The sequence below is a fragment of the Pseudomonas sp. R151218B TE3479 genome, from assembly GCF_053629195.1.
On sequence record NZ_JBRJHV010000001.1, the window covers coordinates 531,062 to 551,643 of the forward strand.

Below are 20,582 nucleotides of genomic sequence, written 5' to 3' on the forward strand. Positions count from 1 at the left end.
GGGCCAGTGGTGTTTTCTGGATCGCACTCACACGCACCGGAACACTTTTTGCTGTCAGATGTGATCGCCGCCATTGCGTCGGCGTCATTACTGCCTCAATTTAGCGTCATTGCCCGTCAGGCCCATGCACTTCATGTCATCGAACTCGTTTAGCCAGTCTTTGCGTCGCCTTTGGGCGTTGGATAAGTTCAGTTATAGCGTGCGGGTGTTCATCGCCCTGACCGGCAGCATGGGGCTGTGCTGGTATCTCGACGAGATGGCGCTGCTGATTCCCCTCTTCCTGGGCATCATCTCCAGCGCCCTGGCCGAGACCGACGACAGTTGGCAGGGTCGCCTCAACGCGCTGGCCGTAACGCTGGTGTGCTTCACCATCGCGGCGCTGTCGGTGGAGTTGCTGTTCCCGTATCCCTTACTGTTCATCATCGCGCTGGCCCTGGCGAGCTTCGGCCTGACCATGCTCGGGGCCCTGGGCGAACGTTATGGCGCGATTGCCTCGGCCACCTTGATTCTTTCGGTCTACACCATGATCGGCGTGGACCAGCGCGGCGGCGCGGTCACCGATTTCTGGCATGAGCCGCTGCTGCTGGTGGCCGGTGCCGCGTGGTACGGCCTGCTCTCGGTGCTATGGCATGCGCTGTTTTCCAACCAACCGGTGCAGCAAAGCCTGGCGCGGCTGTTCCGCGAGTTGGGACGGTACCTGAAACTCAAATCGTCGCTCCTCGAGCCGATCCGCCAACTGGACGTCGAGGCCCGTCGCCTGGAACTGGCCCAGCAGAATGGCCGAGTGGTCGCCGCGCTCAACAGCGCGAAGGAAATCATCCTGCACCGCGTAGGCAACGGCCGGCCGGGCTCGAAGGTCAGTCGCTACCTGAAGCTGTACTTTCTGGCCCAGGACATCCACGAACGCGCCAGTTCCTCCCACTATCCCTACAACGCCCTAGCCGAAGCTTTCTTCCACAGCGACGTGCTGTTCCGCTGCCAGCGCCTGCTGCGCCAGCAGGGCAAGGCCTGCCAGGCACTGGCCGAGTCGATCCAACTGCGCCAGCCGTTCGTCTACGACGATACCTTCGCCGAGGCCCTCAACGACCTGCACGCGTCCCTTGAGCACCTGCGCATCCAGAGCAACCCGGCCTGGCGTGGCTTGCTGCGCTCGTTACGGGCGCTGGCGGCGAACCTGGGCACCCTGGACCGCCTGCTCAGCGACGCGAGCAACCCCGACGCCCTGGCCGACGCCACCGACAGCAGCCTGCTGGACCGTTCGCCGCGCAACCTCAAGGATGTCTGGCTGCGCTTGCGCACCCAGCTCACGCCCACCTCGCTGCTGTTCCGCCATGCCTTACGCTTGCCCCTGGCTTTGAGCGTGGGTTACGCCGTGGTGCACATGATCCACCCGTCCCAGGGCTATTGGATCATCCTTACCACGCTGTTCGTGTGCCAGCCCAACTACGGCGCCACCCGACGCAAGCTCGGCCAGCGGATCATCGGCACCGCCATCGGCCTGACGGTGGCCTGGGCGTTGTTCGACCTGTTTCCCAATCCGCTGGTGCAGTCGTGCTTCGCCATTGCCGCCGGGGTGGTGTTCTTTACCAACCGCACCACCCGCTACACCCTCGCGACGGCGGCGATCACCATCATGGTGCTGTTCTGCTTCAACCAGGTGGGCGACGGCTATGGTCTGCTGCTGCCGCGCCTGTTCGATACCTTGCTCGGCAGCCTGATCGCCGGGTTGGCGGTGTTCCTGTTCCTGCCCGACTGGCAAGGTCGGCGGCTGAACAAAGTGCTGGCCAACACGCTGACCTGCAACAGCATTTACCTGCGCCAGATCATGCAGCAATACGCCGCTGGCAAAAGTGACGACCTGGCCTACCGCCTGGCCCGACGCAACGCCCATAACGCCGATGCCGCGCTGTCCACCACGCTGGCCAACATGCTGATGGAGCCGGGGCATTTCCGTAAGGAAGCCGATGTGGGGTTCCGCTTCCTGGTGCTGTCCCACACCCTGCTCAGTTACTTGTCCGGCCTGGGTGCCCACCGGGGCACCGAACTGCCGACGCAAGTGCGCGAACAGTTGATCGACGGTGCCGGGGTGAAACTGGCAGCGAGCATCGACGAAATCGCCCAGGGCCTGGCGAGCAAACAGCCGATCGCGATCCAGAGCGACGAGGAGGAAGCCCTGGCCAGCGAGCTTGAGCAGATGCCCGATGAAATCGACGAAGGACAGCGCCTGGTGCAGACGCAACTGGGGTTGATCTGTCGACAGTTGGGGCCGTTGCGCACGCTGGCGGCGCATTTGATCAAGGACACTGGCGAGGCTTGAGGGGTTGTGGTGTCCAAGCGGGCCTCTTCGCGAGCAAGCTCGCTCCCACATTAGGAATGCCTCCCCCTGTGGATGGACGACATACCCCTGTGGGAGCGAGCTTGCTCGCGATGGGGCCAGCCCAGACACCTTACATCCCGTGCGCCTTCAATAACCGCTCATAACTCCCATCCGCCTTCATCGCCGCGATCTCCCGATCGAACCCGGCCACGATCTGCTCATGCTCCGGGTTCTTCAGGCTGACCAGGATGTGCAGGCTGTTTTCGCTCAAGGGTTTGGGCAGGAACTCCACGGCGCTGCGCACCTTGGGCGATTCGCGGGCCAGGTAATAGCGGGCGACGAACTCGTCTTCCAGGGTCAACTTCACGCGGTCGGCAGCCAGCATGCGCACCGCCATGGCGAAGTTATGCACCGGGACTTTCTGCATCTGTGGGTCTTCATCGAAGTCTTTGGAATAGGCATAACCGCGCACGACAGCGATGGGATAGGTACGCAGCTGTTGCAGGCTGTCGAACTGGATCGCCTCGCCCTTGCGCTTGATGAAACGCACACGGTTGAGCAGGTATTCGGCCGAGAACCGGCCTATATGGGTGCGCTCCTCGCTGTACCAGGCATTGATCAGCACGTCATAGCGGCCCTCGCCGATGCCCAGCATCGCCCGGGCCCAGGGCACCTGTTCGAAGTCCGTGGCATAGCCGGCCCGCGCCAGGGCGGTGCTGACGATATCGGTCGCCAGGCCACCATTGATCAAGGTGGAATCGGTAAAGGGTGGCCAGGCATCGGCGACCAGGCGCAACTTCTGCGCGCAGGCCTCGTAGCTCAGCAACAGCAACCCGATCAATGCAAGAGCTCGATGCAATCGCGGCATGCCAAACGTCCTTGACGGGTTCAATGCCCGGTTTTTTTAGCCGAAACTCAACAGGCATCCTCAGACACCCGGTCCTAACATTAGCTCATCGGAACCGCGGCGCAGGGCTGTCACGAAGATTACACAAAGACGACAGCGCCGCGACAAAGGAATGATGGCATTTTGGTCTTTGTCACAGATTTTCCTGTCGCGCGAGCAAGAGACTTCCGCGCCAACCACGCTTAATATCGGCATCAGGTTCTTCAGGAAATTCAAAAATGGATATCGAGTGGATCTGCAAACATCACAGTGACCTGGGCAAGGAACAGCTGTATGCCATCCTCAAATTGCGCTCCGACGTGTTCGTCGTCGAGCAGAACTGCGCCTATCCGGACGTCGACGGACTGGATCTGGAGGGCGACACCTGCCACCTGATGGCCTGGCACGACAACCATTTGGTGGCCTACCTGCGCCTGCTCGACCCACACTCGCAGAACAGCGACGTAGTGATCGGGCGCGTGATCATCGCCCCCCAGGCACGCGGCCAGGGGTTGGGCCACACGCTGATGGAACAAGCGCTCAAGCAGGCCGAGAAACATTGGCCGGGCACATCGATCTCATTGTCGGCCCAGGCGCATCTGCAGGGGTATTACGGGCGGTACGGGTTTGAAGCGGTGGGGGTGGAATACCTGGAGGATGGGATTCCACACATCGGTATGCATCGGCCTTGATGACGGCATCGCGAGCAAGCTCGCTCCCACAGTGGGTTCAGGTCGTACATCAATCGCATGTTCACCGAAGATCGATGTGGGAGCGAGCTTGCTCGCGATAGGGCCAGCCCAAACACCACCCTACAATCAGGGGTATTCCAACACCGCCTTGATCCGCGGCAGATTCGCCTCGATCCACCCCCGGTCAATCGCACCCCAGTCGCGAATCCGATAACGCCCGGCATGGTTGCGCGCGCCGTCCTCCTGCTCGAACTCACACGCAATATCCAGGTCAGCCAGCGCGGCGATAGTGTCCTGGGCTGTGCGCCTGGGCATACCGGTGGCTTCGGTGAGCGTGGGGACATTGCTGGCCAGGCCGCTGTCGATCAGGTAAGCCACGTACAGGCGGCGGTAGAAACTGGTCTTGGTCTTGCTCACGTCCATCCGGTCAGTCCTTGTGAGGTTGCAGGTCACGCCAGGTCAGGTACACCCGCAGGTCGAATTCCAACTGGTGATAACCCGGCAACATGTGTTCGCAGAGCTGGTAGAAAGCCTTGTTGTGGTCCGACTCCTTGAAGTGCGCCAGCTCGTGTACCACGATCATCTTCAGGAACTCGGGCGCCGCGTCCTTGAACAGCGCCGCGATACGGATTTCCTTCTTGGCCTTGAGCTTGCCGCCCTGCACCCGCGACACCGCGGTGTGCAGGCCGAGGGCGCGGTGGGTCAGGTCCAGGCGACTGTCGAACAACACTTTGTCGATGGCCGGCGCGTTTCGCAGGTATTGCTGCTTGAGGTCCAGCGCATAACCGTACAGGGCCTTGTCGCTCTGGATCGGATGCCGCCCCGGGTAGCGCTGTTGCAGGTAATCGCCCAGGCGGCCCTGGGCGATCAATTGCTGCACTTGGGCTTGCAAGGCAGCCGGGTAGGCCTGAAGGTATTTGAGCGCGGTCATCGGTGGGCAACACAGTCACAAGAGGCCGCCAGTGTAGCGAATTCAGGCCTGCACCGCGCTCCAGTCGAAGGGCGTGGCGAAGACATTGGTGTCTTCGGCCATCAACGGTCGCGCCACCAGGAACCCCTGCACGAACTCACAGCCGTGGGCGTGTAGCCACAGATACTGCTCGCGGGTTTCCACCCCTTCGGCGATGACCCGCAAGCCCAACTGCGTACACAGGTCGATGACCGAGGCGGCCAACGCGGCGTCCCGAGGCGACCCCGGCAAGCGGGCAATCAAGTGCCGATCCAGCTTGAGGGTATCGAGCTCAAGGTCGCGCAAATGCGTCAGCGAACACGGGCCCGAACCGAAGTCATCCAATGCCACGCGCACCCCGAGCTGGCGCAGCAACCGCAGTTGCTTTTGGGTTTCATCGGGATTGCGCATCAGCGCATCCTCGGTCACCTCGACCTCCAACTGCCGAGGCTTCAAGGCGTGGCGTTCCAGGACCTGGCGCAACTCGGTCACCAGGTTGGGCATGCCGAACTGAGTGCTGCTCAGGCTTACCCCCAACACCAGGTCGTCAGCGAACAAGCGCTCCCAGACTTTGCGCTGGGCCGCGCTGCGATGATAAATCCAACTGCCCAGCCGACTGATCAATCGTGCCTCTTCCAGCAACGGCAGGAACAGGCCCGGCGGCACATCACCGACGCTCGGATGCTGCCAGCGCAACAGCGCCTCGAACCCACGGATCCGCCCGTCGACGATACTCACCTGGGGCTGGTAGACCATATTGAAATCGCGGTTTTCGATGGCCGAGCGCACGCTCTCTTCCAGCATCAGCCGTGAACGGGCTCGACCGTTCATTTCGTGGTCGTAGAAACGGTATTGCTGGCGACCGGCACGCTTGGCTTCGTACATGGCGATGTCGGAGGCCCGTAGCAAGCCATCAAGGTTGGCACCACAGTCCGGGTACGTCGCGATGCCGATGCTGGCGCCGAGCGCCACGTCCATGCCTTCGATCTGCTGGCAGATCGCGACGCGCTCGATGAGTTTCTCCGCGACCTTCGCCGCCTGCTCGGGAAACTCCAGGTCCAGCAGGGCCGTGAACTCGTCCCCGCCCAGCCGCGCCAGGATATCGAAGGGGCGCAGGCACGCCTTCAACTGCTCCGACACCCAGCGCAAAACCCGGTCCCCAGCGTCGTGCCCAAGCGAGTCATTGACCCGCTTGAAGCCATCAAGGTCCAGGTACAGCAGTACCCAGTTGCTTTCCAGCCGCTCGCTGCGCATCAACAGGTTTTCCGCGGTCTGGTAGAAGCCCCGGCGGTTGAGCAAGCCGGTCAGCGGGTCCGTGACGGCCTGGTATTCGAGCTGCTGGTGCAAGTGGCGAACCACGGACATGTCCTGGAGCGTCACCACCATCGCCTTCTGCTCCAAGGGCAGCGGCGCGCAGGACAAGGCCACCGACACCTGCTGGCCGGGCGCCGTGCGCAGCACCGCGTCATGCAGTCGCCAGGTTTCACCACGCCGATAGGCGTTATGGATATCGGAATCCACCCACTCGGGAATATGGGGTTTCTGCAGGAAATCCAGGAACGGCATCCCCTGCAACTGGTCGGCGGTGGCATTGAGCAAACGGCAGGTCGACGGGTTGGCGAAGCGGATACACCCATTCTCATCCACCACCAGGATGCCTTCGGCGGCGTTGTCCAGCACCGAGGCATTGAAGGCCCTGGCCGCTTCGAGATCCTGGCTCAGGCGCTGCAAGGCCCGGCGATTGCGCTGGTGCTCGAGCAATGCCTGGACCTTGGGTTTGAGAATTTGCGGATCGAAGGGCTTGAACAGGTAATCCACGGCGCCACTGGCGTAGCCCTTGATGACCGCGTCCTGGGATTGCTCGTTGGCGGTCAGGAAAATGATCGGCGTGAGCCGCGTGCGCTGGCTGCCGCGCATCAGCCGCGCCACTTCGAAACCGTCCATGTCGGGCATCTGCACATCCAGCAGAACCAGATCGATGTCGTGTTCGAGCAGCAGGTTAAGCGCCTCGACCCCCGAGGACGCAGTCATCACCTGCCAATCCTGCCGTTGCAACAAGGCCCTCATGCTGAGCAGGTTTTCAGGGTAGTCATCAACAATCAAAAGGACAGAGCTGTCTTCGCCGGGCGTTGGTTGCGCGCATTCCATGCTGCTTCTCTTATCGGGCGCCACGTCCGTTTTTACGTAGCAAAGCGGACAAATACTGTCCCCTCACTCTAGACCGGGATTTTGAAAAGCAGTAGGTGTCATCGCGCCATCATCCAGGCAAAGCCGGAAATAGCCGACTAACGGTCACCCACCTCGGGCACAAAAACTGCACAGACACCTACGACGAACAATTGACGTCAATCATCCGCCGGACGGTCATCGAGAAATACCCATCCTGCGTGATCAACACGCCCACAACGCGCGAGTTAGAGCCCGCGCCAGGGCTTCAACTTTTTTCGCTTCGTTACGTAGGATCCGGACATGATCGATCTCGCCACCTGGAACTTGAGCATCCCCGAGGGCAGCCCACCGGCAACCATTTCAACCCCACTGCTGGTACAGGGGTTCAAGGACCAATACTTCAACTCCGAAACCGGGACCCTGTTCTTCTGGGCGCCGGTGACCGGCGCCAAGACGGAAAACGCAATCTACCCGCGCAGCGAACTGCGGGAGACCTATAGCAACGGTACGTTGCGCAACTGGCTGTACTCGGCGGCGGACAACAAATTGGTCGCGACCCTGACCGTCAACCAGGTGCCCAGCAGCGGCAAGATCGTGATCGGCCAGATCCACGCCAAGGACAGCACCAGCCCCATGGTGAAGCTGGAGTACCAGTACAAGACCTATAGCTCCACCGGCAACATCGTCGCCAAGGTCCGCATGCGCCCAGATGACGAATCGGGCCAGGTCATTACCATCGCCACGGGCATCAAGCTGAACCAGTCGTTCTCCTACCTGATTCACCTCAGCCCCGCCGGCGTCCTGACCATCAACGGCGCCGGCTATCAGTGGAATACCAACATCAGCAACACCTGGAGCGACAAGCCGCTGTACTTCAAGGCAGGCGTGTATGTGCAAGACAACACCGGCTACGTCACCGAAGGCGGGAAAGTGACCTTCAGCATGCTGGATATCGATCACAACCTGTGATTGCGCCCTCTCGTAGCGCCATAGCAGCAGGGAACGCTGCTTGCCACGTGCGACAAAAACCTCCCTGTCCGCTGCTTGATGCCCTACAACTGGGCGCCATAGACAGATGCCATATCGCCATGTTCCCGAAAAACTCCAACTAGCCGACTAACGGTCGTCGGTCTCGGGCACCAAACCGGCAAACACAACTCTGACGGACTGTTGACGCCAACCCTCCGCCGTACGAACGTGCCAAGTACTCGTTCGCGCCCCCTCTTGGCCTCAGCAAAAAGCGCGTCTTAGAGCCCTCCGGCTGTGGCGTAAATCATTTCTTCTTCTCAGAAAGGATCCGAACATGGTCGATCTTGCAACTTGGAACCTAAGCATTCCCGAAGGCAGCCCGCCGAAGACCATCGAAACCCCTCGGCTGGTGGATGGGTTCCGGGACAAATATTTCAACTCCGAAGGCAGCACGGTGTATTTCTGGTCACCGGTCACCGGCACCAAGACTGAAAACGCGATCTACCCACGCAGTGAATTACGGGAAACCTACAAGGACGGCACCTTGCGCAACTGGGTCTACCCTGACGCCGACAATAAATTGAGCGCGACCCTGGTGGTCAATCAGGTGCCCAGCAGCGGCAAGATCGTGATCGGGCAGATTCATGCCAAGGACAGCAGCAAGCCCATGGTGAAACTGGAGTACCAGTACAAGGATGACGGCAAGACTGGCGACATCGTTGCCAAGGTCCGCATGCGCCCCGATGACGATGAGGGTCGGGTTGTCACCGTCGCGACCGGCGTGAAGCTGGCTCAGTCCTTCAGTTATCGGCTTCACCTCGATCGTACGGGTGACTTGGGTATTACTGCGGCGGGTCGTAGTTGGTACACCACCGTCAGTTCCAAATGGAAGGTCAAGCCGTTGTACTTCAAGGCTGGCGTGTATGTGCAGGACAACAGTGGCTATACCAGCGAGGGTGGGAAGGTGACGTTCAGCAAGTTGGATATCGATCACAACACTTGACTGGGTGCTTTCGATAGAGAGATACCGTGTGTATATCCGTTGCTGCGGTAACGGCGGCTTATGGTTCCGCTCTTACAGCGGGTCACTTTTGAGAAGCGCAAAAGTAACCAAAACGCTCTTGCCCCACCACTCGGTGCCTCGCCTAGGCTTGGCATGCCCGAACGTAGGCATTGCTCCGTGGGCCGCCGCGAAGGGCCATCCATGGCCCAGCGCGGCTATCCCGGCATCCATGCCGGGATGCCCACTCCACAATACCTGCGTTCGGCCAGCGTGGTTAACGGGGCGCCGAGATCAACGTCCACCGCGAGGCGGCCTGCCAGCCGGCCTGGCTCTCACAGTCGTACTCCGCTCCAATTGTGGGAGCGAGCTTGCTCGCGATGGCGACCTGACAGCCGACTAGGATTGGTGGGATGGCCGGAGATTTTGTTCGCCCCCCTGGCCTTCTGAAAATCTCGTAGGAATCCCCCCTTTGTGGCGAGGGGATTTATCCCCGCTGGGCTGCGAAGCAGCCCCCTCTTTTCGTCAGACCATCCCCATACCCAGGATTTACGGCAGCTGCGCCACCGAGCGGGAGCAAGTTCCCTCGCCACAGGGGTTGTCGGCGTCCTACAGGTCGGTTGTTGCCTCAAAAATCCCCTTCTATAGTTTGGTTCACCTGCTGGCTTTGGTCGGTGGGAGGGTTTCGCAGCCCTGGTGAGTTAGAATCACAACCGTCAAAAAAATCGGCATAGGCATACGCACCTACGTTCGGCTTTTCATGGCGGCTGTGTGTGGGAGATCTTCGGGTCTGCCGAGTCCTAACTCCTCGGTCTGCGAACCCGCACATGGCTGCCACCCAATTGTTTCGCAGCAAAACGGTGGCAAATTTTCTCTTGAGTTAGGGATTTACTATGTCTACCGAACAATCGTTCCGCCGCTTCACCCCGCTAACCCCAATCGCCACCACCCACCCCGTCCTGTTCATCGATAAAACCGCCCCACTGCCCGAACTCCACGCCTGCGCCAGCGAACGCCTGCACGCCACCCTCGACTACCTGACGCTGATGGCCTGCACCACACTGCGCGATTCAGCCGAGACCGACATCAACACCATCACGAACATCGCCCGAATCATGGTCCAGGATGTAGCGGATGTTTTTGGAGTGATTGAACAGCGCGGGCTCGAAGGGCAGTAAAGCTCCCCTAAGAAGCAAGCTTGCTCAATATCCTCGTCGACAGTGACACCGCCTTCGCGAGCAAGCTCGCTCCCACAGGAGAAACACGGTCACCCCTAAACCAGGCCGGCTATAAGGCCGCCTCGCAGTGGACGTTGATCTCGGACGCCCCGTTAACCACGATGGCCGAACGCAGGCATTGTGGAGTGGGCATCCCGGCATGGATGCCGGGATAGCCGCGCTGGGCCATGGATGGCCCTTCGCGGCGGGCCCACGGAGCAATGCCTGCGTTCGGGCATGCCGAGCCTAGGCGAGGCACCGAGTGGTGGGGCAGAAGCGTTTTGGTTACTTTTGCGCTTTTCAAAAGTGACCCGCCGTAAGGGCGGAACCCTAAGTAGCCGTAACAAAAAAAACGGATATACACACAAATCCCAAACACAAAAAAACCCGCATCACTGCGGGTTTTCTCACACCACTGAAGCCTTAGTTGACCTTAGCGTTCAACTCACCCTTCAAATACCGCTGATACATCGCTTCCAACGAAATCGGCTTGATCTTCGACGCATTACCCGCAGTCCCAAACGCCTCATAACGCGCAATGCACACATCACGCATGGCCGTCACAGTAGCACCGAAGAACTTACGCGGATCAAACTCACTCGGGTTGGTCGCCATCAAACGACGCATGGCACCGGTGGACGCCAGGCGCAAATCAGTGTCGATGTTGACCTTGCGCACGCCGTACTTGATGCCTTCGACGATTTCCTCAACCGGCACGCCGTAGGTTTCCTTGATGTCGCCGCCGTACTGATTGATGATCGCCAGCCATTCCTGCGGCACCGAGGACGAACCGTGCATCACCAAGTGGGTGTTGGGGATGCGTTTGTGGATTTCCTTGATGCGATCGATTGCCAGTACGTCGCCGGTCGGTGGTTTGGTGAACTTGTAGGCGCCGTGGCTGGTGCCGATGGCGATGGCCAGGGCGTCGACCTGGGTTTTCTTGACGAAGTCCGCCGCTTCTTCCGGGTCGGTCAGCATCTGGCTGTGGTCCAGCACGCCTTCGGCACCGATGCCGTCTTCTTCCCCGGCCATGCCGGTTTCCAGCGAACCCAGGCAACCCAGCTCACCTTCCACCGACACACCGCAGGCGTGGGCCATGGCCACAGTCTGCTGGGTGACGCGGACGTTGTATTCGTAGTCGGTCGGGGTCTTGCCGTCTTCGCCCAGGGAACCGTCCATCATCACCGAGCTGAAGCCCAGTTGGATGGAGCGCTGGCAGACGTCCGGGCTGGTGCCGTGGTCCTGGTGCATGCACACCGGAATGTGCGGGAATTCTTCGATCGCCGCCAGGATCAGGTGACGCAGGAACGGCGCGCCGGCGTATTTGCGGGCACCGGCCGAAGCCTGGACGATCACCGGGGAGTCAGTCTTGTCAGCGGCTTCCATGATGGCGCGCATCTGCTCAAGGTTGTTGACGTTAAAGGCTGGAACGCCGTAGCCGAATTCGGCTGCGTGGTCCAGCATCTGACGCATGCTGATAAGTGCCATTGTGTCTCTCTCCCGGTCGAGGGTCGTTAATCGTGCCAGCCTGCCGGAGCGGCGGCGGCTATTCAAGTCATTGCGGATCGGGGGTTGGCCCGAGCTGCGTGTTCGGTATCGCTAAATCCAAATACTGACGCGATCCGTGTGGGAGCGAGCTTGCTCGCGATGAGGGCGGTACATTCAACATCACTGTTGCCTGGTACACCGCTATCGCGAGCAAGCTCGCTCCCACACTGGATCTGCTCCCACATTTGGATCTCTGTGGATCAGTTCAATCGTATTACTGCGCCTTGCAGCCACGCCCAATCAAGTCATTGGTGGCGACCCAGTACACCAGGCCTTCCTCACCCTTGACGTGAAACGCCAGCATGTCATCGCTGTACAACGAGCCTTCGGCACCCGGCTCAAGCGTAAGGCGATAAACCTTATCGGCGCCGCCCAGGCGTACATCGACTTCCTTGCGGGCGGCATCGGCGTAGCGCCAGAGCACTTTGGCCTCGCTGTCACAGGTCCAGCTTGTCCAGCCCTCTGCAACGGGCTCGGACGACTGCAAAAAACCCAGTTGCGAACAACCGGCCAGCAATGCCAACGCCATAACGGCGATCAAGCCTTTCATCCGTGTTCCTCGACGGACGGCACACGCCACCCGCCATGAGTTAAGAGTCAGACCCGTCAAGGACAACCATGTTCCTTGGCCGGGGTTTGCGTCTCGTATTTGTCCAGGCCGTCCGGTCCGGAACGCTTGTTCAGCACCGGATTCGTCTCGGCCTGCCAGTCGGCCTGGTAACAGCCTTCTTCGGGCGTCGGCGCGCCGGTTTGCGGGGCCGGAGCCTCCGGGCTGCTCGAGCAAGCCACCAGCATCGTTGCCGCCAGCAACAACGTGAACGTCTTGACCATCAGAACACTCCTTTGCCTGGTCAACGCAGCCTCAGGCCTTGGCCCGGCTTTCCAGGACTTCCACGGCCGGCAACACCTTGCCTTCGACGAATTCGAGGAACGCGCCGCCACCGGTGGAAATGTAGGAGATCTGGTCGGCCACGCCATATTTGTCGATGGCCGCCAGGGTGTCGCCGCCGCCAGCGATAGAGAACGCGGAGCTTTCGGCAATGGCTTGGGCCAGCACCTTGGTGCCGTTGCCGAACTGGTCGAACTCGAACACGCCGACCGGGCCGTTCCACAGGATCGTCTGGGAGGATTTCAGCAATTGGGCGAAGTTGGCTGCGGTTTGCGGGCCGATGTCCAGGATCATGTCATCGTCGGGCCACGTCGGCCACCAGCTTGACGGTGGCCGTCGCGCTTTCAGCGAATTCCTTGGCCACCACCACGTCCACCGGCAACGGTACGCTGACCTTCGCGGCGATTTCCCGCGCGGTATCCAGCAGGTCCGGCTCATACAGGGATTTGCCAACCGGGTGACCGGCGGCGGCCAGGAACGTGTTGGCGATACCGCCACCGACGATCAACTGGTTGCACACCTGGCTCAGGCTGTTGAGCACGTCCAGCTTGGTGGAGACTTTGGAGCCGGCCACAATGGCGGCCATCGGCTGGGCCGGCGAGCCCAGGGCCTTGCCCAGTGCGTCCAGCTCGGCCGCCAGCAGCGGGCCTGCGGCGGCGACTTTGGCGAATTTCGCCACGCCGTGGGTCGAACCCTCGGCGCGGTGTGCAGTGCCGAAGGCGTCCATCACGAACACGTCGCACAGGGCGGCGTATTGCTGGGCCAATTCGTCGGCGTTCTTTTTCTCGCCCTTGTTGAAGCGCACGTTTTCGAACAGCACGACATCACCGGCCTTCACATCGACGCCGCCCAGGTAGTCCGCAACCAACGGCACGTCGCGGCCCAGGGCGCGGCTCAAGTAATCGGCTACCGGCTTGAGGCTGTTTTCCGCCGAGAACTCGCCTTCGGTGGGACGGCCCAGGTGGGAGCAGATCATCACGGCCGCGCCTTTTTCCAGGGCCAGCTTGATGGTCGGCAGCGAAGCCAGGATACGCGCGTCGCTGGTGACGACACCGTCCTTGACGGGGACGTTGAGGTCTTCGCGGATCAGTACGCGCTTACCTTGCAGATCGAGGTCGGACATCTTCAACACGGTCATGGGTCGCAATTCCTGGGTAACTGTTTAGAGAGCAGGTTTTTTCGAAGCGGTTTGCAGGTAATGCTCGGCAACGTCCAGCATTCGGTTGGCAAACCCCCATTCGTTGTCGAACCAGGCCAGGATGTTCACAAGCCGCGGCCCGGAAACACGGGTCTGGCTGGCATCGACAATGGCCGAATGAGGGTCATGGTTAAAATCACAACTGGCGTGAGGCAACTCGGTGTAAGCCAGGAGGCCTTTGAGCGGGCCGCTGGTGGCGGCTTCGCGCAGGATCCGGTTGACCTCGGTGGCGTCGGTATCGCTCACGGTCTGCATCGTGATGTCGAGGCAGGACACGTTGACCGTCGGCACCCGCACGGCTTTGGCCTGAATTCGCCCGGCAAGTTCCGGCAGCAGCCGTTCGATACCGCGCGCCAGACCAGTGGACACCGGAATCACCGATTGGAACGCCGAACGGGTACGACGCAAGTCCTCATGATGGTAGGCGTCGATCACTGGCTGGTCGTTCATCGCCGAGTGGATCGTGGTGATCGACACGTATTCCAGACCAATGGCCTGGTCCAGCAGGCGCAACAGCGGCACGCCGCAGTTGGTGGTGCAGGACGCATTGGACACCAGCAGCTCTTCGCCGGTCAGGCAATCCTGGTTCACGCCATAGACGATGGTGGCGTCGACATCCGCTTCGCTGGCCATCGGCTGGGAGAACAGGACCCGTGGCGCGCCGGCCGCGAGAAAACGCTGGCCGTCTTCGCGGGTGTGGTAGGCACCGGAACACTCAAGCACCAGGTCGACACCCAGGGACGCCCAATCGATGCCTTCGGGAGTGGCACTGCGCAGCACTTTCACGCAGTCGCCCTTGATATGCAGACAATCGCCCTCGACCCGCACTTCGCCGGGAAACCGACCGTGGGTGGAGTCAAAGCGTGTCAGGTATTCGATGCTGGCCATGTCGGCCAGGTCATTGATCGCCACGATTTCGAAATCGGCCTTGGCCCCTCGTTCGAACAACGCACGCAAGACGCAACGACCTATCCGGCCGTAGCCGTTGAGTGCAACTTTGTAGGGACGCGGTTGGGGCATGGGGTTCTCGATTACCGTGGTGAATCCTTCAGTCCAGTATTGCCTGAAGCTCCGCCATCGCGAGCAAGCTCGCTCCCACAGGATCGCTGGAGAACCTTGTGGGAGCGAGCTTGCTCGCGATGGCGTCAGCCCGGACGATGCAACTTTCGGATCAGTCTTCCAGCAGCTCCTCAGCCTGACCCAGGATGTTTTCCAGGGTGAAGCCGAACTCCTCGAACAGCGCCGGCGCAGGCGCCGATTCGCCGTAGGTGGTCATGCCGATCACGCGGCCTTCCAGGCCCACGTACTTGTACCAGTAATCGGCATGGGCAGCCTCGATGGCGATCCGCGCGCTGACTTGCAGCGGCAATACCGCCTGCTTGTAGCCGGCATCCTGGGCGTCGAACACGCTGGTGCACGGCATGGACACGACGCGTACGTTGCGGCCCTGCTCGGTCAGCTTGTCGTAGGCCTGGACGGCCAGGCCGACTTCGGAGCCGGTGGCGATCAGGATCAGTTCAGGCTCGCCGATGCAGTCCTTGAGCACGTAACCGCCGCGCGTGATGTCACCGATCTGGTCGGCATCGCGGTTCTGGTGCTGCAGGTTCTGACGGGAGAAGATCAGCGCCGATGGGCCGTCGTTACGCTCGATGGCGTATTTCCAGGCCACCGCCGACTCCACCGCATCGCACGGACGCCAGGTGTCCAGGTTCGGCGTGCAACGCAGGCTCGCCAGTTGCTCGATCGGCTGGTGCGTCGGGCCGTCTTCGCCCAGGCCGATGGAGTCGTGGGTGAACACATACAGGATGCGTTTTTTCATCAGCGCCGACATGCGCACGGCGTTGCGGGCATATTCCATGAACATCAGGAAGGTGGCGCCGTAAGGTACCAGGCCGCCGTGCAGCGCGACACCGTTCATGATTGCGCTCATGCCGAACTCACGAACGCCGTAGTACATGTAGTTGCCGCTGGCGTCTTCGGCGCTGACGCCTTTGCAGCCTTTCCACAGGGTCAGGTTGGAACCGGCCAGGTCGGCCGAACCGCCCAGCAGTTCCGGCAGCAATGGGCCGAAGGCGTTCAGGGTGTTCTGGCTGGCCTTGCGGCTGGCGATGGTTTCGCCCTTGGCGGCGACTTCAGCGATGTACGCCGAGGCTTTTTCGGCGAAGTCGGCCGGCAGCTCGCCGCTGAGGCGACGCACCAGCTCGTTTGCCAGCTCGGGGAATTCGGCGGAATAGGCAGCGAAGCGCTGGTCCCACTCGGCTTCGAGCGCACGGCCCTTTTCCTTGGCATCCCATTCGGCGTAGATGTCGGCCGGAATTTCGAACGGGCCATGGTTCCACTTCAGTGCGGCACGGGTCAGGGCGATTTCCTCGGCCCCCAACGGCGCGCCGTGGCAGTCTTCCTTGCCTTGCTTGTTCGGCGAGCCGAAACCGATGGTGGTCTTGCAGCAGATCAGGGTCGGCTGGGCGCTTTTGCGAGCGGTCTCGATGGCGGTCTTGATCTCTTCCGGATCGTGGCCGTCGACGTTGCGGATTACCAACCAGTTGTAGGCTTCGAAGCGCTTGGGGGTGTCGTCGGTGAACCAGCCTTCGACTTCGCCATCGATGGAGATGCCGTTGTCGTCGTAGAACGCGATCAGCTTGTCCAGGCCCAGGGTGCCGGCCAGGGAGGCGACTTCATGGGAAATGCCTTCCATCATGCAGCCATCGCCCAGGAATACGTAGGTGTGGTGGTCGACGACGTTATGACCTGGGCGGTTGAACTGTGCTGCCAGGACTTTTTCCGCCAGGGCAAAACCCACGGCGTTGGCCAGGCCTTGGCCCAGTGGGCCGGTGGTGGTTTCCACCCCTGGGGTGTAGCCATATTCCGGGTGGCCCGGGGTGCGGCTGTGCAACTGGCGGAAGTTCTTCAGGTCATCGATCGACAGGTCATAGCCGGTCAGGTGCAACAGCGAGTAGATCAACATCGAGCCGTGGCCGTTGGACAGCACGAAGCGGTCACGGTCGGCGAACGAGGGGTTGCTCGGGCTGTGCTTGAGGTAGTCGCGCCAAAGCACCTCGGCGATATCCGCCATACCCATGGGGGCACCGGGATGGCCGCTGTTGGCTTTCTGCACGGCATCCATGCTGAGGGCACGAATGGCATTGGCACGCTCACGACGGCTGGGCATCGCTGTTCTCCTGCGGGTATTGAATCGAGAATGAATAAAACGAAACTGAAAAAGGCGAGCATTTTCCCTCACCCACCCGCCCCGGGGCAATGACAGATAGCGATCCTTGAGCGTTTTTCCGGTGGATAAAGTCGCATTCGCCGGGTGAAACCTTTCCGCTGATGGCCTGTAGAGTCAAGCACGGATCGGGAAGTGCCATTTATCATCCAATATCAAAACTTTTTGATATTGAACTTGCGATGATCCCAACCCCTCACTAGACTGCCCCACTGAAACGGACCGCCCCACTAATGAAACAGACGGCCCCACTATGAACCTGCCCGTGCCCTCCATTCGCCACGACGACTGCGATGAGCTGGCGGCCCTTTGCAAGGCCGGCGGCGATCCGTTGCGGCTCAATGTATTGCGCGCCCTGGCCAACGATTCGTTCGGCGTGTTGGAACTGGCGCAGATCTTCGGCATCGGCCAGTCCGGCATGAGTCACCACCTCAAGGTCCTGGCCCAGGCCGACCTGGTGGCGACCCGCCGGGAAGGCAACGCCATTTTCTATCGCCGCGCCCTGCCCCACACCGATCTGCTGGGCGGCAAGCTACACGCAGCGCTGCTGGACGAAGTGGACGCACTGAGCCTACCGACCGACGTGCAGGCTCGCATCGCCCAGGTTCACGGACAACGGGCAGCCGCCAGCCAGGACTTCTTCGCACGGGTCGCCGAGAAGTTTCGCGCCCAGCAGGACCTGATCGCCGGCTTGCCGCAATATCGTGAAAGCGTGGTGGCGCTGCTCGACAAATTGAGCTTCGAGCCTGCGGCCACGGCGATCGAAGTCGGCCCCGGCGATGGCGCCTTTCTGCCGGAACTGGCGCGGCGCTTCGGCCAGGTGACGGCGCTGGACAACAGCCCGGCCATGCTGGAACTGGCGCGCCAGGTGTGTGAGCGCGAGGCTCTGGCTAACGTGCGCCTGCAACTGGCCGATGCACTGGATGGCATGAGCCTGCAGGCCGACTGCGTGGTATTGAACATGGTGCTGCATCATTTCGCCGCGCCGGCCGATGCACTCAAGCACATGGCCCGCCTGCTGCAACCGGGCGGCAGCCTGCTGGTGACCGAGTTATGCAGCCACAACCAGAGCTGGGCCAGGGAAGCCTGTGGCGACCTCTGGCTCGGCTTTGAACAGGACGACCTGGCCCGCTGGGCCACCGCAGCGGGCCTCGTGCCCGGGGAAAGCCTCTATGTAGGCTTACGTAATGGTTTCCAGATCCAGGTTCGCCACTTTCAGCGACCCACTGGCGACACTCACCAACGGTAACTTGTAGGAAAACATCGAGATGAGCGAATACTCCCTTTTCACCTCCGAGTCCGTGTCTGAAGGGCATCCGGACAAAATCGCCGACCAGATTTCTGATGCGGTGCTGGACGCCATCATTGCTGAAGACAAGTTCGCCCGCGTGGCGTGCGAGACTCTGGTGAAAACGGGCGTGGCGATCATCGCTGGCGAAGTCACCACGTCGGCCTGGGTCGACCTGGAGCAGATCGTTCGCGACGTCATCCTGGGCATCGGCTACAACAGCTCCGACGTCGGCTTCGACGGCGCGACCTGCGGCGTGATGAACATCATCGGCAAGCAGTCCCCGGACATCAACCAGGGCGTTGACCGGGCCAAGCCTGAAGATCAGGGCGCAGGCGACCAGGGCCTGATGTTCGGCTACGCCAGCAACGAGACCGATGTGCTGATGCCGGCCCCGATCACCTTCTCGCACCAGTTGGTTAAACGCCAGGCCGAAGCCCGTAAATCCGGCCTGCTGCCGTGGCTGCGCCCAGACGCCAAGTCCCAGGTGACCTGCCGTTACGAAGGCGGCAAGGTGGTCGGTATCGACGCCGTCGTCCTGTCGACCCAGCACAACCCTGAGGTGTCCTACAAAGACCTGCGCGAAGGCGTGATGGAACTGATCGTCAAGCACGTGCTGCCTGCCGAGTTGCTGTCCAAGGACACCCAGTTCCACATCAACCCGACCGGCCAGTTCATCATCGGCGGCCCGGTGGGCGACTGCGGCCTGACCGGTCGCAAGATCATCGTCGACAGCTACGGCGGCATGGCCCGTCATGGCGGTGGCGCGTTCTCCGGCAAGGACCCTTCCAAGGTTGACCGCTCGGCCGCCTACGCTGGTCGTTATGTCGCCAAGAACATCGTGGCCGCCGGCCTGGCCGAGCGCTGCGAGATCCAGGTGTCCTACGCCATTGGCGTCGCCCAGCCTACGTCGATCTCGCTGAACACCTTCGGCACCGGCAAGATCGGCGATGACAAGATCATCAACCTGGTCCGCGAAGTGTTCGACCTGCGTCCATACGCCATCACCACCATGCTCGACCTGCTGCACCCGATGTACCAGGAAACCGCCGCCTATGGTCACTTCGGTCGTACACCAGAGACCAGGACCGTCGATGGCGATACCTTCACCACGTTCACCTGGGAAAAAACCGACCGCGCGGACGCCCTGCGCGCCGCTGCCGGCCTGTAACACCCGCGTGTAAGGAAAAGCCCCTGGCGACTGGGTCGCCAGGGGCTTTTTTTATCAAAAAATCAAAGTCAGGCACCGCTCCTGTGGCGAGGGGATTTATCCCCGTTGGGCTGCGCAGCGGCCCCAAATCAGCTGCCTCGGTGTGTCAGGTTAACGGTGCTTGACCATTTTGGGGCTGCTTCGCAGCCCGGCGGGGATAAATCCCCTCGCCACAGGGGACCATGTTTCCGCTGCCAACAGGGACCTCAGAGAGTCTAGGCCCGCCGTGCCACCAGCAAAAACGAAGCCGCACTGGCGAGCAGTCCCGCACACATCCGATTGAACAGGCGTTTGCCACTGGGCCGGGCGAACAGCCGCCGCGCGTAAATACCCATGTAGCAATACAACCCGATGGCGATGCACTCCAGCGCCAGGAACAAGCCACCCAGCACGGCGAATTGTTGGGTGACGATACCTGTGCGGTCGACGAATTGCGGCAGAAACGCAGTGAACAACAAAATTGCCTTCGGATTGCCAATGGCCACCAGGAACTCCTGGCGCGCCAGACCGGCCCGGGTCATCGATGCGAGCCCGGCTTCGCTGTCGGCTTCGGGCTGGGCCCGCCACAACTGCACGGCCAGATAGAACAGGTAACCGGCACCGACGAGCTTGATCCCCAGGAACAGCAGCTCCGATGTGTGCAACACGGCGGTGAGCCCCACCGCAGCCAGGGCGATCATGATCGCAAACGCCAGCAACCGACCGATGCCGCCACTGCACGCCCGGACGAAGCCATAACGCGAGGCGTTACTGATGGAGAGCAGGTTGTTCGGCCCCGGCGCCATGTTCAGCGCAAAGCAGGCCGGAATGAAAACAGCGAGTGTCGGCAGGTCCATTCGGGCGTTCCAGGCAAAGGTGGATCGAAGGCTCATTCTGCACCGGTCATTGAGGGGTTCAAGGGACAGTTGCGTGGCGAAATCGCGCAGGACTGTACCGCCGCGACTTTGCCACCAGGCGCCGCAAAATCCGGTAACGCTCCGCCCCTCGCAACAACCGGGGCGCTGACTAGCCTTCAGAGATTCAA

General features: G+C 61.2%; 17 protein-coding genes and 1 pseudogene. 7 read left to right on the forward strand and 11 right to left on the reverse strand.

From position 1 onward, the window contains the following. Positions 1–133: 133 nt before the first annotated feature. On the forward strand, positions 134–2,317 hold the full coding sequence (gene yccS, locus AB7M32_RS02470) for a YccS family putative transporter (protein ID WP_454248988.1): 2,184 nt from the start codon (positions 134–136) through the stop codon (positions 2,315–2,317). Between the two features lie 130 nt (positions 2,318–2,447). On the opposite strand, the gene AB7M32_RS02475 is transcribed toward yccS, so the two are convergent. Beyond that, positions 2,448–3,185 (reverse strand): substrate-binding periplasmic protein, encoded by a 738-nt coding sequence (locus AB7M32_RS02475; RefSeq protein WP_454248989.1) that lies wholly within the window; start codon positions 3,183–3,185, stop codon positions 2,448–2,450. 257 nt (positions 3,186–3,442) lie between these two features. On the opposite strand from AB7M32_RS02475, the gene AB7M32_RS02480 reads away from it, so the two are divergent. Then, the gene (locus AB7M32_RS02480; RefSeq protein ID WP_454248990.1) at positions 3,443–3,895 is read left to right on the forward strand and encodes a GNAT family N-acetyltransferase; all 453 of its coding nucleotides are present in this window, start codon (positions 3,443–3,445) and stop codon (positions 3,893–3,895) included. A gap of 126 nt (positions 3,896–4,021) precedes the next feature. Here AB7M32_RS02480 and AB7M32_RS02485 read toward each other — a convergent pair whose 3' ends face one another. Genes AB7M32_RS02485 through AB7M32_RS02495 form a run of 3 tightly spaced genes read right to left on the reverse strand, consistent with a single transcriptional unit; the run spans position 4,022 to position 6,992 of the window. After that, complete coding sequence (locus AB7M32_RS02485) at positions 4,022–4,318, reverse strand: winged helix-turn-helix domain-containing protein (protein ID WP_454248991.1); 297 nt, start codon at positions 4,316–4,318, stop codon at positions 4,022–4,024. A gap of 4 nt (positions 4,319–4,322) precedes the next feature. Beyond that, complete coding sequence (locus tag AB7M32_RS02490; protein WP_454248992.1) at positions 4,323–4,826, reverse strand: M48 metallopeptidase family protein; 504 nt, start codon at positions 4,824–4,826, stop codon at positions 4,323–4,325. 42 nt (positions 4,827–4,868) lie between these two features. Continuing rightward, positions 4,869–6,992 carry a putative bifunctional diguanylate cyclase/phosphodiesterase gene (locus AB7M32_RS02495; RefSeq protein ID WP_454248993.1) on the reverse strand — a complete coding sequence of 708 codons (2,124 nt, stop codon included), beginning with the start codon at positions 6,990–6,992 and terminating at the stop codon, positions 4,869–4,871. 321 nt (positions 6,993–7,313) lie between these two features. Here AB7M32_RS02495 and AB7M32_RS02500 point away from each other — a divergent pair, with 321 nt between their 5' ends. The 3 genes from AB7M32_RS02500 to AB7M32_RS02510 all read left to right on the forward strand — a co-directional run bounded on the left by AB7M32_RS02500 (position 7,314) and on the right by AB7M32_RS02510 (position 10,160). Further along, positions 7,314–7,982 carry a polysaccharide lyase family 7 protein gene (locus AB7M32_RS02500; protein ID WP_454248994.1) on the forward strand — a complete coding sequence of 223 codons (669 nt, stop codon included), beginning with the start codon at positions 7,314–7,316 and terminating at the stop codon, positions 7,980–7,982. A 334-nt stretch (positions 7,983–8,316) separates the two neighbouring features. After that, positions 8,317–8,985 carry a polysaccharide lyase family 7 protein gene (locus tag AB7M32_RS02505; RefSeq protein ID WP_454248995.1) on the forward strand — a complete coding sequence of 223 codons (669 nt, stop codon included), beginning with the start codon at positions 8,317–8,319 and terminating at the stop codon, positions 8,983–8,985. Positions 8,986–9,875: 890 nt separating this feature from the next. Continuing rightward, positions 9,876–10,160 (forward strand): fructose-bisphosphate aldolase, encoded by a 285-nt coding sequence (locus AB7M32_RS02510; protein ID WP_092259536.1) that lies wholly within the window; start codon positions 9,876–9,878, stop codon positions 10,158–10,160. 462 nt (positions 10,161–10,622) lie between these two features. Here the strand turns inward: AB7M32_RS02510 and fba are convergent, their stop codons facing one another. The 6 genes and pseudogenes from fba to tkt all read right to left on the reverse strand — a co-directional run bounded on the left by fba (position 10,623) and on the right by tkt (position 17,003). Beyond that, positions 10,623–11,687 carry a class II fructose-bisphosphate aldolase gene (fba, locus tag AB7M32_RS02515; RefSeq protein ID WP_003177554.1) on the reverse strand — a complete coding sequence of 355 codons (1,065 nt, stop codon included), beginning with the start codon at positions 11,685–11,687 and terminating at the stop codon, positions 10,623–10,625. A 274-nt stretch (positions 11,688–11,961) separates the two neighbouring features. Continuing rightward, on the reverse strand, positions 11,962–12,297 hold the full coding sequence (locus AB7M32_RS02520) for an MliC family protein (RefSeq protein ID WP_454248996.1): 336 nt from the start codon (positions 12,295–12,297) through the stop codon (positions 11,962–11,964). A 56-nt stretch (positions 12,298–12,353) separates the two neighbouring features. Next, positions 12,354–12,578 (reverse strand): hypothetical protein, encoded by a 225-nt coding sequence (locus AB7M32_RS02525; RefSeq protein ID WP_072405864.1) that lies wholly within the window; start codon positions 12,576–12,578, stop codon positions 12,354–12,356. A 31-nt stretch (positions 12,579–12,609) separates the two neighbouring features. Further along, positions 12,610–13,774, reverse strand: a pseudogene (locus AB7M32_RS02530) (phosphoglycerate kinase). A 24-nt stretch (positions 13,775–13,798) separates the two neighbouring features. Continuing rightward, positions 13,799–14,854 (reverse strand): erythrose-4-phosphate dehydrogenase, encoded by a 1,056-nt coding sequence (gene epd, locus AB7M32_RS02535; RefSeq protein ID WP_454248997.1) that lies wholly within the window; start codon positions 14,852–14,854, stop codon positions 13,799–13,801. Between the two features lie 151 nt (positions 14,855–15,005). Continuing rightward, positions 15,006–17,003: a transketolase gene (gene tkt / locus AB7M32_RS02540; protein WP_454248998.1), complete on the reverse strand. Its 1,998-nt coding sequence runs from the start codon at positions 17,001–17,003 to the stop codon at positions 15,006–15,008. A 310-nt stretch (positions 17,004–17,313) separates the two neighbouring features. Between tkt and AB7M32_RS02545 the strand changes: the two genes are divergently transcribed. Together AB7M32_RS02545 and metK are read left to right on the forward strand one after the other, a co-directional pair. Continuing rightward, on the forward strand, positions 17,314–18,309 hold the full coding sequence (locus tag AB7M32_RS02545) for an ArsR/SmtB family transcription factor (RefSeq protein ID WP_454248999.1): 996 nt from the start codon (positions 17,314–17,316) through the stop codon (positions 18,307–18,309). 19 nt (positions 18,310–18,328) lie between these two features. Further along, complete coding sequence (gene metK / locus AB7M32_RS02550; RefSeq protein WP_060740245.1) at positions 18,329–19,519, forward strand: methionine adenosyltransferase; 1,191 nt, start codon at positions 18,329–18,331, stop codon at positions 19,517–19,519. Between the two features lie 254 nt (positions 19,520–19,773). Here metK and AB7M32_RS02555 read toward each other — a convergent pair whose 3' ends face one another. Beyond that, positions 19,774–20,394 (reverse strand): LysE family translocator, encoded by a 621-nt coding sequence (locus AB7M32_RS02555; protein WP_454252090.1) that lies wholly within the window; start codon positions 20,392–20,394, stop codon positions 19,774–19,776. Positions 20,395–20,582: the final 188 nt, after the last annotated feature.

Bases quoted from the DNA above. Each gene is read 5' to 3' on its own strand.
- AB7M32_RS02490 (WP_454248992.1), bottom strand. From the start codon at position 4,826: ATGACCGCGCTCAAATACCTTCAGGCCTACCCGGCTGCCTTGCAAGCC.
- AB7M32_RS02480 (WP_454248990.1), top strand. From the start codon at position 3,443: ATGGATATCGAGTGGATCTGCAAACATCACAGTGACCTGGGCAAGGAA.
- AB7M32_RS02485 (WP_454248991.1), bottom strand. From the start codon at position 4,318: ATGGACGTGAGCAAGACCAAGACCAGTTTCTACCGCCGCCTGTACGTG.
- AB7M32_RS02505 (WP_454248995.1), top strand. From the start codon at position 8,317: ATGGTCGATCTTGCAACTTGGAACCTAAGCATTCCCGAAGGCAGCCCG.
- AB7M32_RS02510 (WP_092259536.1), top strand. From the start codon at position 9,876: ATGTCTACCGAACAATCGTTCCGCCGCTTCACCCCGCTAACCCCAATC.
- tkt (WP_454248998.1), bottom strand. From the start codon at position 17,003: ATGCCCAGCCGTCGTGAGCGTGCCAATGCCATTCGTGCCCTCAGCATG.
- fba (WP_003177554.1), bottom strand. From the start codon at position 11,687: ATGGCACTTATCAGCATGCGTCAGATGCTGGACCACGCAGCCGAATTC.
- AB7M32_RS02545 (WP_454248999.1), top strand. From the start codon at position 17,314: ATGAACCTGCCCGTGCCCTCCATTCGCCACGACGACTGCGATGAGCTG.
- yccS (WP_454248988.1), top strand. From the start codon at position 134: ATGTCATCGAACTCGTTTAGCCAGTCTTTGCGTCGCCTTTGGGCGTTG.
- AB7M32_RS02555 (WP_454252090.1), bottom strand. From the start codon at position 20,394: ATGGACCTGCCGACACTCGCTGTTTTCATTCCGGCCTGCTTTGCGCTG.
- metK (WP_060740245.1), top strand. From the start codon at position 18,329: ATGAGCGAATACTCCCTTTTCACCTCCGAGTCCGTGTCTGAAGGGCAT.
- AB7M32_RS02495 (WP_454248993.1), bottom strand. From the start codon at position 6,992: ATGGAATGCGCGCAACCAACGCCCGGCGAAGACAGCTCTGTCCTTTTG.
- AB7M32_RS02525 (WP_072405864.1), bottom strand. From the start codon at position 12,578: ATGGTCAAGACGTTCACGTTGTTGCTGGCGGCAACGATGCTGGTGGCT.
- AB7M32_RS02520 (WP_454248996.1), bottom strand. From the start codon at position 12,297: ATGAAAGGCTTGATCGCCGTTATGGCGTTGGCATTGCTGGCCGGTTGT.
- epd (WP_454248997.1), bottom strand. From the start codon at position 14,854: ATGCCCCAACCGCGTCCCTACAAAGTTGCACTCAACGGCTACGGCCGG.
- AB7M32_RS02500 (WP_454248994.1), top strand. From the start codon at position 7,314: ATGATCGATCTCGCCACCTGGAACTTGAGCATCCCCGAGGGCAGCCCA.
- AB7M32_RS02475 (WP_454248989.1), bottom strand. From the start codon at position 3,185: ATGCCGCGATTGCATCGAGCTCTTGCATTGATCGGGTTGCTGTTGCTG.